At 70.4% G+C, this 10,996-nt stretch carries 10 protein-coding genes; 5 read left to right on the forward strand and 5 right to left on the reverse strand.

Going from position 1 to position 10,996, the window contains the following annotated elements; translation table 11 throughout:
- Positions 1-4 precede the first annotated feature (4 nt).
- From AB0I18_RS37000 to AB0I18_RS37020, 5 genes are all read right to left on the reverse strand, one after another.
- Complete coding sequence (locus AB0I18_RS37000) at positions 5-832, reverse strand: FMN-binding protein (protein ID WP_363110081.1); 828 nt, start codon at positions 830-832, stop codon at positions 5-7.
- A 40-nt stretch (positions 833-872) separates the two neighbouring features.
- On the reverse strand, positions 873-2,243 hold the full coding sequence (locus AB0I18_RS37005) for a ferredoxin reductase family protein (protein WP_363110082.1): 1,371 nt from the start codon (positions 2,241-2,243) through the stop codon (positions 873-875).
- A gap of 151 nt (positions 2,244-2,394) precedes the next feature.
- Positions 2,395-3,093, reverse strand: coding sequence for a L,D-transpeptidase family protein (locus AB0I18_RS37010; protein WP_363110083.1), 699 nt, complete (start codon positions 3,091-3,093; stop codon positions 2,395-2,397).
- Positions 3,094-3,096: 3 nt separating this feature from the next.
- Positions 3,097-3,684: a pyridoxamine 5'-phosphate oxidase family protein gene (locus tag AB0I18_RS37015; protein WP_363110084.1), complete on the reverse strand. Its 588-nt coding sequence runs from the start codon at positions 3,682-3,684 to the stop codon at positions 3,097-3,099.
- 110 nt (positions 3,685-3,794) lie between these two features.
- Positions 3,795-4,667, reverse strand: a complete 873-nt coding sequence (locus AB0I18_RS37020) for a hypothetical protein (protein ID WP_363110085.1) — start codon at positions 4,665-4,667, stop codon at positions 3,795-3,797.
- A 218-nt stretch (positions 4,668-4,885) separates the two neighbouring features.
- On the opposite strand from AB0I18_RS37020, the gene AB0I18_RS37025 reads away from it, so the two are divergent.
- From AB0I18_RS37025 to AB0I18_RS37045, 5 genes are all read left to right on the forward strand, one after another.
- Positions 4,886-6,079, forward strand: a complete 1,194-nt coding sequence (locus AB0I18_RS37025; RefSeq protein ID WP_363110086.1) for an argininosuccinate synthase — start codon at positions 4,886-4,888, stop codon at positions 6,077-6,079.
- A 98-nt stretch (positions 6,080-6,177) separates the two neighbouring features.
- The gene (gene argH, locus AB0I18_RS37030; RefSeq protein ID WP_363110087.1) at positions 6,178-7,611 is read left to right on the forward strand and encodes an argininosuccinate lyase; all 1,434 of its coding nucleotides are present in this window, start codon (positions 6,178-6,180) and stop codon (positions 7,609-7,611) included.
- Positions 7,612-7,777: 166 nt separating this feature from the next.
- Positions 7,778-8,764, forward strand: a complete 987-nt coding sequence (locus AB0I18_RS37035; protein ID WP_363110088.1) for an aldo/keto reductase — start codon at positions 7,778-7,780, stop codon at positions 8,762-8,764.
- Positions 8,765-8,852: 88 nt separating this feature from the next.
- A complete protein-coding gene (locus tag AB0I18_RS37040) occupies positions 8,853-9,404 on the forward strand; it encodes a helix-turn-helix domain-containing protein (RefSeq protein WP_363110089.1) in 552 nt (183 codons plus the stop codon).
- A complete protein-coding gene (locus AB0I18_RS37045; protein ID WP_363110090.1) occupies positions 9,401-10,939 on the forward strand; it encodes an MFS transporter in 1,539 nt (512 codons plus the stop codon). Before AB0I18_RS37040 ends, AB0I18_RS37045 begins: the two co-directional genes overlap by 4 nt.
- Positions 10,940-10,996: the final 57 nt, after the last annotated feature.

Raw genomic sequence — 10,996 nt, forward strand, 5'->3', positions numbered from 1 at the left:
GGGTTCAGCCACCGGCCTGGTCCAGGGCCGACTGCAGGGACTCCTTGTAGCCGCCGCTGGTGTAGGTGGCACCCGAGACCGCGTCGATGTCGGCACTGCCCGCCGCGACCGCGGCCTGGTTGAGCTTGGGCACCGAGTCACCGCTGATCTGGTCGCTGCGGCCGCCCTTGGGCTGCTGCACCGCCTCGGCCTTGGTGATCTTGCCGCCGCTGACGGTGATCCGGACCTGCACGGGGCCGTAGTCGGTCGTGACGGCCTTGCCGGTGAGGGTCTGGGCCTGGGCGGCACCCGACCCGCCGGCCTCGGCCGAACCACCGCCACCACCCGCGCCGCTCGCGTTGCCCGCGCCGCCGGAACCCGCCGCCGCGCCCGAGCCGACCTTGTCCAGCGCCGACTGCAGGGACTTCTTGTACCCGCCGCTGGTGTAGGTGGCGCCGGAGACCGCGTCGATGTCGGCGCTGCCCGTCTGGATCGCCGCCTGGTTGAGCTTGGGCACCGAGTTGGTGCTGACCTCGGTGCTGCGCCCGCCGCTGGGCGACTGCACGGCGGCAGCCGAGGTGATCTTCCCGCCCGCCATGGTGATCCGGACCTGGACGTTGCCGTAGTCCGTCTTGACGACGTCACCGGTGAGGGTCTGGGCCTCCGCGTTGCCGGCGGCCTGCGCGCCGCCGGACCCTTGCGGCGCGACCGACTGCTGTCCCTGTGGTGGGGTGCCCTGGGCCGACGCGGACGCCGGGTCCGACGACGGCTTCAGCGTCAGCAGCAGCACGACTCCGGACACGGTGGCGGCACCGGCCAGTACGACACGTCGCAGGGGATGGCTCTTCTTCATCGGTGCGAACTCCCGTTCCTCACAGCTCTCAGAACAGCTCTCAGAGCTCGAACGACTCGTGATGGATGCGGCGGGCGGGCACGCCGGCGCCGCGCAGTGCGTTGTACGCGTCCTGTGCGAAGCCGGGCGGCCCGCACAGGAACACGTCGTGGTCGTCGATGTCCGGCATCTTCCGGCGCAGCGTCTCCGGGTTGATGTCCGGACGCTCCCCGTCGGGGCTGTTCACCGCGTACATCAGCCGGGCACCGCGCTCGTCGGCGATCGCCGACAACTCGTCCCACAGGGCCAGGTCCTGTGTGCTGTTGGCCCGGTACAGCAGCGTGAGGTCGCCGCGCGCGGCGGGCAGCGTCTCGAACAGCGCCCGCATCGGCGTGATCCCCACCCCGCCGGCCATCAGCAGCACCTTGCCCTGGCTGCGCCGGGAGGCGGTCAGCGCCCCGTACGGGCCCTCCGCCCACACCCGCGTGCCCCGCTTCAGCCCGCTCAGCGCGCTGCTGTGGTCACCGAGTGCCTTGACGGTGATCCGCAGCAGACCGGGCCGGGGCGCCGCCGACAGCGAGAAGGGGTGCGAGCTGAGCCGCAGGCCCGGTGCCAGGAACCGCCACCGGAAGAACTGCCCCGGCTCGGCACCGATGCGGTGCAGCCGCTTACCGCTGATCAGCACGGAGACGATGCCGGGCGCCTCCTCGACGACCTCCTCCACCCGCATCTGGTGCCGCAGGTTCAGCCGGATCGGCGTGATCACCCGGTACCAGAGCACCAGCGCGGTCACGGTTCCGTACAGCGCGTACCAGGCCGTGGTCGCGGCGGGCTGGACGGCGAAGTCATTGCCGGTGGACAGCTGGTGCCAGAACGACAGGTACACGGCCGCGTACGTGAGCAGATGGATGTGGTACCAGGTGTCGTACGGGATCCGCTTGCGCAGCCCGCCCACGGAGATCAGGCCGATGAACAGCAGCAGACCCGTGCCGATCGCCGCCTTGCCCATGTCGGGCAGCGTGGTGACCGAGTCGATGGTCTGGTCGACGACACCGGTGCCGGCCTGCAACGACATGCCGTACATCGTCAGGCCGATGTGGGCCAGCGTCAGACAGAGCGTGTAGCGGCCGCTCATGGCGTGCCAGCGCGCGACCCGGTCCGAACCGACCCGGCGTTCCAGCGCGGGCACCCGGGCCATCTGCAGGACCACGAGCGCCATCAGGTATCCGGCGAGCAGACCGGTGATCCGGCCCGCGTTCAGGATCCGGCCCTTGTCGTCCGCGATGGACGGGGTGTTGCTCCACCACAGCCAGATCACTCCCGCGGCGCCCGCCCACACGGCGATCAGCAACGGGATGGCGGGGGAGCGGCGAGGGCGGATACGGCGCAACGTCTGGCGCCGCGCGGCGCGACCGCCGGCGATCGTGCTCACGGTTCCTCCGTGGGGATGCTGGGTAGGGGAGTGGCCCCTTGGCCCAGAGGTACGTCCCGGGGCGGCCGTGTGTTCAACGGTCCGCCGAGCAAGCCGTGAACTGCTGCGACCCGCGGTAACCCGCGGCGGTGCCGAAGTCGGTGGCGCGGGGTCAGTAGCGGACGACCGAGGTCGGCCCGCTGTCCGTCCCGATCGCGATGTGCGGCCTTCGCCCGGGATCGGCCCAGTCCAGCACGCGCCGCATCGCGTCCTTGGACACGGACACACAACCGGCCGTCGCCCCACGCCCGTTGACGTGCAGGAAGATCCCCGCGCCCCGCCCTCGCACCGGTCGCTCGTAGTTGAAGCCGATGACCAGCGCGTGCGCGTACTGCGTCCCGTACGAGATCAGGTGCTCGGACTCGGCGGCGCGGCAGTCGGCCGGGCGCGGCTCGGTCCAGCGGTTGTAGGAGCGGGAGCCGTTGTCCTGGCACCACCAGGAGTTCTGCCTCACCCGGCGGTACGTGGCCGTCGTCCCCTCGGGGGCGGGCTCGATGCCGAAGGCGTACGGCAGGCCGTAGAGGCCGGTGGGTGTGGTGTTCGTGCCCTGCTTGCGGGAGCCGCCCTCGACGAGCCCCTTCGCGCCGAAGCGGGCGGGCGCGGAACCGGCCCGCACCCAGTGCCCGGCACGGCGGTTCCACCAGGTGACCGTGCCGGTCGTCGAGGAGGTCCGGGAGGCCCGGGCGGTGATGAGCTGGCTGCCGCCGCCCGTGTCCGCCATCCGCTCGGGCAACGGGAGCCGGTCGGCCGGGCCGCTGGGAGCCAGCACGAGGAGGGACGCGGACGCGAGGACGGCGGCTCCGAGACGCATGCCTCAGACGGTACGGGGAGGCAGGGGCAGCGGCAGCCCGGGCAGGCCGTCCAGGCTGGTTCCCACGTGGTCCTTCTTCTCGAAGTACGCGCTCAGGGAGGCGTCGTCCTCGCGCGCGAAGCGCTTGGCGTGCAGGTCGCGGTCCTCGTCGTACGACATGGTGGGCACCGCGTACCCGCAGGTGTCGCGAATGAGTTCGGCCGTCACCACGATGACCGCGCGCAGCCCGTGCGGGGTCGGGTCGATGCCCGGGAAGTGGGTGAGGAGTTCCGCGAAGCGCGGGTCGTCGCGGAAGACCGGCTCGCCGTGACCGTGCACCCGGACGATGTTCGGCGGGCCCTGGAAGGCACACCACATGAGCGTGATCCGGCCGTTCTCCCGCAGATGCGCGATCGTCTCGGCGTTGCTGCCGGCGAAGTCCAGGTATGCCACGGTGTGCTCGTCGAGCACCGCGAACGACCCGGTGAGGCCCTTGGGGGAGAGGTTGACCGTGCCGTCGCCGGACAGGGGCGCGGTCGCGGTGAAGAAGATGGGCTGCGCCTCGATGAACGTACGCAGCCGGCCGTCTATGCGCTCGTGTGTCTTTCCCATGTCCAGCGATTATCCGGGAAAGTCGTTTGCCTGTCTAAGGAATTACGAAGATCGTGGCCGCGACCGCGGCCGCCCCGGCCGGCGCTTGTGCGGGGCGGCCACGGCGCCTGTCACCCGTTGAGGGCGCAGGCGGCGAGGGCGTCGAGGCCTACGGGCTTCTCGGCGGTGCGGCCGATGGCGGTGGCCATGCGGTTGATGGTGGCGATCCGCTTGTCCTCCAGCGGGCCGAGGATGGCGTTGTCGACGAAGTTGGCGCCGCCCTGTCCGACGGTGTCGATGAGCCGCTGGTTCGCCTCGGCGAGCTGGGTGTCGAGGAGGGCGAGGTTGCGGTCGATCTCGGCCTGCGCGGAGGCGGGGACCGCGGGCAGTTGGGACGCGACGTCCGGGCAGCTGATGGTGCCGGCCGCGCCCGCGTCGCCGGTGTCCCCGGCCTCGCCGGCGTTCCCCGCTTCTTCCGCAGGTTCGGTGGCCGGCGCGCTCGGAGCCGCCTCGGCCTCTTCGCCGGCGCCCGCCTCCTCGCCGGCCCCGGCCGCGCCGCCCGCGTCGAGGCTGCAGGTGGCCAGCGAGTCGAGGCCCACGGGCTTCTCGGCGGTGCGGCCGATGGCGGTGGCCATGCGGTTGACGGTGGCGATGCGCTTGTCCTCCAGCGGGCCGAGGATCGCGTTCTGGACGAAGTTGGCGCCGCCCTGGCCGACCGTGTCGACGAGGCGCTTGTTGGCCTCCGCGATCTGCGTGTCGAGGAGGGCGAGGTTGCGGTCGATCTCGGCCTGCGCGGAGGCGGGGACCGCGGGCAGCTGGGACGCGACGTCCGGGCAGCTGATGGTGCCCGGCGACGCCTTCGTCGAGGCGGACTCGTTGTTGCTCTTGGACGTCTCCCCGGCGAGGGCGGAGCCGGCGATCACCGCTCCTGACAACGCCACCGCGGCGGCGCCGCCGATGATCGCCACGCGGCGCTTGTTGTACTTCGGAAGGGCCCTGGACATGCGGGTGCCTCACTCAGGTCGGGGGTGGCTGCTGTGTCTTCAGTGACTTCGGTGTCTTTGGAGACTGCGGTTTACAAACGCGGCGCCTGCGTTCGGGGAGAGATACGAGAAAGCGGTTTCAGGTGTTCAAACCTCTTCGGGCTTCTTCCAGATTGACGAACCATGCAGAGTCCTGCATACTCATGCATGTCAGCGAATGCACTGTGAGGAGAAACCCCGTGACCGAGCGCGTCGTACTCGCCTACTCAGGCGGTCTGGACACCTCCGTCGCCATCGGCTGGATCGCCGAGGAGACGGGCGCCGAGGTCATCGCCGTTGCGGTCGACGTCGGCCAGGGCGGCGAGGACCTGGACGTCATCCGCAAGCGCGCGCTCGCCTGCGGTGCCGTCGAGGCCGAGGTCGCGGACGCCAAGGACGAGTTCGCCGAGGAGTACTGCCTCCCGGCGATCAAGGCCAACGCCCTCTACATGGACCGCTACCCGCTGGTCTCCGCCCTCTCCCGGCCGACCATCGTCAAGCACCTCGTGGCCGCCGCCCACAAGCACGGCGCCGGCATCGTCGCCCACGGCTGCACCGGCAAGGGCAACGACCAGGTGCGGTTCGAGGCCGGCATCCAGGCCCTCGGTCCCGACCTCAAGTGCATCGCCCCGGTCCGCGACTACGCGATGACCCGCGACAAGGCGATCGCCTTCTGCGAGGAGAAGGGCCTGCCGATCGCCACCACCAAGAAGTCGCCGTACTCCATCGACCAGAACGTCTTCGGGCGTGCCGTCGAGACGGGCTTCCTGGAGGACATCTGGAACGCGCCGATCGAGGACGTCTACGAGTACACGAAGAACCCGGCGCTCCCGCGTGAGCCCGACGAGGTCGTCATCACCTTCAAGGCGGGCGTCCCGGTCGCCATCGACGGCAAGCCCGTCTCCGTCCTCCAGGCGATCCAGCAGCTCAACCAGCGCGCCGGCGCCCAGGGCATCGGCCGGATCGACATGGTCGAGGACCGCCTGGTCGGCATCAAGTCCCGTGAGGTGTACGAGGCTCCGGGCGCGATCGCGCTGATCACGGCCCACCAGGAGCTGGAGAACGTCACCGTCGAGCGCGAACTGGCCCGCTACAAGCGGCAGGTCGAGCAGCGCTGGGGCGAGCTGGTCTACGACGGCCTGTGGTTCTCCCCGCTCAAGCGCGCCCTGGACGGTTTCATCAACGAGGCCAACCAGCACGTCTCCGGCGACATCCGGATGACCCTGCACGGCGGCCGCGCCGTCGTCACCGGCCGGAAGTCCGAGGAGTCCCTCTACGACTTCAACCTCGCCACCTACGACTCGGGCGACACCTTCGACCAGTCCAAGGCGCAGGGCTTCATCGACATCTTCGCCCTGTCGTCGAAGATCGCGGCGAAGCGGGACCTGGCGTAAGCCTCGTACGACCTCGCACGTACTAGCCTGACAGCCGCCTCCTCACTTGCAAGAGTGGGGAGGCGGTCGTACATCCACAGCTTTGAGGAGCAGCGCAAGTGAGCAGCAACAGCGGTGACGTACGGCTCTGGGGCGGCCGTTTCGCCGACGGTCCCGCCGAGGCCCTGGCCAAGCTGTCCGCGTCCGTCCACTTCGACTGGCGGCTCGCGCCGTACGACATCGCCGGTTCGCGGGCCCACGCGCGCGTGCTGCACAAGGCGAACCTCCTCACGGACGACGAGCTGGAGCGCATGCTCGCGGGGCTCGACCGGCTCGAAGCCGACGTGGCGGACGGCACGCTCGTCGGGACCATCGCCGACGAGGACGTGCACACCGCCCTGGAGCGGGGCCTGTTGGAGCGGATCGGCCCGGACCTCGGCGGCAAACTGCGCGCCGGCCGCTCGCGCAACGACCAGGTCGCCACGCTCTTCCGGATGTACCTGCGCGACCACGCCCGGATCATCGGCGGCCTGATCGCCGACCTCCAGGACGCGCTGGTCGGCCTGGCCGAGGCCCACCCGAACGTGGCCATGCCCGGCCGTACGCACCTTCAGCATGCCCAGCCCGTCCTGTTCGCCCACCATGTGCTGGCCCACGCGCAGTCCCTCTCCCGGGACGCCGAGCGGCTGCGCCAGTGGGACGAGCGGACGGCCGTGTCCCCGTACGGCTCGGGTGCGCTCGCCGGTTCCTCGCTCGGCCTCGACCCGGAGTCGGTCGCCAGGGACCTCGGCTTCGAGCACGGCTCCGTCGGTAACTCCATCGACGGCACGGCCTCCCGTGACTTCGCCGCCGAGTTCGCCTTCATCACGGCGATGATCGGTGTGAACCTCTCCCGGATCGCCGAGGAGATCATCATCTGGAACACGAAGGAGTTCTCCTTCGTCACCCTCCATGACGCGTTCTCCACCGGCTCGTCGATCATGCCGCAGAAGAAGAACCCGGACATCGCGGAGCTGGCGCGCGGTAAGTCGGGCCGGCTCATCGGCAACCTCACCGGTCTGATGGCCACGCTCAAGGCGCTGCCCCTCGCGTACAACCGCGACCTCCAGGAGGACAAGGAGCCGGTCTTCGACTCCTGCGACCAACTGGAGGTCCTGCTCCCGGCCTTCACCGGCATGATGGCCACGCTGACCGTCAACCGCGAGCGCATGGAGGAACTGGCCCCGGCCGGCTTCTCGCTCGCCACCGATATCGCCGAGTGGCTGGTCAAGCAGAACGTGCCGTTCCGCGTCGCCCACGAGGTCGCCGGCGAGTGCGTGAAGGTCGCCGAGACCGACGGCATCGAACTCGACGGCCTCACCGACGAACAGTTCGCGAAGATCTCCGCCCACCTGACGCCCGAGGTCAGGACCGTTCTCAACGTCCCGGGCGCACTCGCCTCCCGCAACGCCCGCGGCGGCACAGCCCCCAGCGCGGTCGCCATCCAACTGGCAGAGGTGAAGTCGGACGTGGCGGCTCAGCATGAGTGGGCAACGGCTAAAAGCAAGCAGTAGACGAGCGCCCCCTAAGGGGCGCGGGGAACTGCGCGACAAGCCACAACGAACCCGCACCCGCCAAAACACCGCACGACCCGAGCTCTGAGGCGCCCTGTCCTCACCGAAGGTCATCGCGGGTACGTTGGTCAGAGGCCGCACCGGAGCCGACCGAACGGAGCCCGCGATGCCCTTCGCCCGTCTCGCCTCAGCGACGACACCGACCTGCCACATCGGACTGGGCCTAGCCGCAGTCGGCCGCCCCGGCTACATCAACCTGGGCCGGGACCAAGACCTAGGAGAGAACCGCAGCGTCGAGACGCTGCGCACCCGCACACACGAACTCCTCGACGCCGCCTACGCCCAGGGCGTCCGCTACTTCGACGCGGCCCGCTCGTACGGCCGCTCGGAGGAGTTCCTCGCCGACTGGCTGAACAACCGCCCGGACATCGACGACATCGTCGTCGGCAGCAAGTGGGGCTACACCTACACGGCCGGCTGGCGCACCGACGCCGAGGCGCACGAGGTCAAGGACCACGGCGTCGGGACGTACGAGAGGCAGCTCGCGGAGACCACGGAGCTGCTCGGCGACCGGCTCGACCTCTACCAGATCCACTCGGTGACCCCGGACAGCCCGGCCCTCACCGACAAGGAACTGCACGCCAAGCTGGCCGAGGCGGCCGCGCGGGGCCTGACGATCGGCTTCTCCACCAGCGGGCCCGCCCAGGCCGACGCGATCCGTACCGCGCTCGCCGTGACCGTCGACGGCGAGCCCCTCTTCCGTACCGTCCAGGCCACGTACAACGTGCTGGAGACCTCCGCCGGGCCCGCGCTCGCCGAGGCGCACGACGCCGGGCTCACCGTGATCGTCAAGGAGGGCATGGCCAACGGCCGGCTCGCCGATCCGCACGCACCCGACGTCGTACGAGCCATCGCCGAGGAGGCGGGCGCCGAGGAGACGGGCCTCGGCTCCGACGCGGTCGCCCTCGCACTCGTGCTGCGGCAGCCGTGGGCGGGAGTCGTCCTCTCCGGCGCGGCCACAGCCCTTCAGCTCGCCTCGAACCTGCACGCCGCCGTGGTCGACCTCGACGACGAGCAGCTGACCCGGCTCGCCGCACTCGTCGAGGAGCCGGGAGCGTACTGGGAGCGGCGCGGGCAGCTGCCCTGGCACTGAGCGCCTTCTGAATACCGGAACACCGGGTCAGTGAGACTCGTACGCACCCGATGAGACATTCATGTCTCATGTGGGTTATGGTTGTCTCATGGCTGTCGATCGTGAACACGTGCTGCGCAGTGCCGCGGCCCTCCTGACCCGGAAATCCACCGCGACCATGGACGAGGTCGCCAAGGCCGCCGGGATCAGCAGGGCGACGCTGCACCGCCAGTTCGCGGGCCGTGACGCTCTCGTACGGGCCCTTGAGGAGCTCGGCATCCAGGAGTGCGAGGCCGCGCTGGAGGCCGCGCGGCTCGACGAGGGCCCCGCCCCTGATGCCGCACGCCGCGTGGTGAAGGAGCTGGAGAGCGCCGCCGGGCTGCTCGCCTTCCTCTACTCCGAGAACCAGCTGTTCGAGGGCGAGGCGCGGAACGAGGGCTGGGACCGGCTCGACGCCCGGCTCGGCGCGCTGTTCCGGCGCGGCCAGCAGAGCGGCGAGTTCCGTATCGACCTCACCCCGGCCTGGCTGACGGAGGCGGTCTACGGACTCATGGCCTCGGGCGTGTGGGCCGTGGCCGAGGGCCGGGTCGCCGCCAAGGACTTCCACCACATGGTCGTCGAGCTGCTGCTCGGCGGCGCGCTACGGAGAGAGGAATCATGACCAGCACTGTGCAGTCGGCCGGCTCGGCGGAGACGGAGAAGCGGCCGGGCCGCTGGCTCGCGCTCGCCGTCCTCGTCCTCGCCGTGCTGCTGGTGGCAGTCGACGCGACCGTCCTCGGTCTCGCGACCCCCTACATCAGCGAGGACCTGAAGCCGTCCGGTACGCAGCTGCTGTGGATCGGCGACGTCTACTCGTTCGTGATCGCGGGACTGCTCGTCTCGATGGGCAGCCTCGGCGACCGGGTCGGCCGCAAGAAGCTGCTGCTCATCGGCTCGGTCGCGTTCGGTCTGATATCCGTGCTCAACGCCTATGCGAGCACACCGGAGCTGATGATCGTGGCGCGGGCGCTGCTCGGTGTCGCGGGCGCGACCCTGATGCCCGCCACCCTCGCGCTCATCCGCAACCTCTTCCACGACCCGCGCGAACGCAGCCTCGCCATCGGCATCTGGGGCGCCACCGCCTCGGCCGGTACGGCGGTCGGTCCGGTCGTCGGCGGATTCCTGCTCGAACACTTCTGGTGGGGCTCGGTCTTCCTGATCAACCTCCCCGTGATGGCGGTCCTCGTCCTCGTCGGCGTGAAGCTGCTGCCCGAGTCCCGCAACCCCGAGCCCGGCCCCTGGGACCTCACCAGTGTCGTGCTCTCCCTCGTCGGCATGGTCGGCATCGTGTACGGGATCAAGGAAGCGGCCTCGCACGGGCCGACCCTGGAAGCGGTCGCGGCGGGGCTGCTCGGTGCCGTCGCGCTCCACCGCTTCGTACGCCGTCAACTCACGCTGTCCACCCCACTGTTGGACATGCGACTGTTCCGCAACCGCGGCTTCTCCGGTGCCGTGCTCGCCGATCTGCTGACCATCCTCGGCCTGTCCGGCCTGGTCTTCTTCCTCTCGCAGTATCTGCAACTCGTACAGGGCAGAGGGCCGTTGGAGGCCGGGCTCGCCGAACTGCCCGCAGCTGTCGGCGCGGTGGCGGCGGGACTCGCCGCCGGTACGGTCGCGCGCCGGTACTCGGTACGTGCCGTGGCCGCGGGCGGGCTGGCCGCGATCGGGCTCGCCCTGGGCACGCTGACCCTGCTCAGCCAGTCCACCGGCTATCCGCTGATCGGCGGGGCCCTGCTGGTCGTCGGCGTCGGCGCGGGCTTCGCGTTCACCGTGACCGCAGACGTGATCCTCTCCAGCGTGCCCAACGAACAGGCGGGCGCCGCGTCCGCGGTCTCCGAGACGGCGTACGAACTGGGCGCGGCGCTCGGAATCGCGCTGCTCGGCTCGATCGTCACCGGCGTCTACAGCGGGTTCGCGGCCCCGGCGGGTACGCCGCCCGCGGTGGCCGACGCGGCGCACGAGTCCCTCGGCGGGGCGGTGGAGGCGTCGGCGGGGCTGCCGAATTCGGAGGCGCTGGTCGATGCGGCGCGCTCCGCGTTCGTCGACGGGATCACGCTTGCGGCGGGCATCGGTTCTGTGGTGTTGCTCGCGGCGTCGGTGGCGGCGTGGGTGCTGTTGCGGGGGCAGAAGCTGGAGGGTGGGGTGGAGATTTCGTAGGGGCGGCTCCTGAGCTTGACGCAGTTCCCCGCGCCCCGTCAGGGGCGCGGGGAACTG

The organism is Streptomyces sp. NPDC050704, assembly GCF_040654355.1.
Classification (GTDB): Bacteria; Actinomycetota; Actinomycetes; order Streptomycetales; family Streptomycetaceae; genus Streptomyces.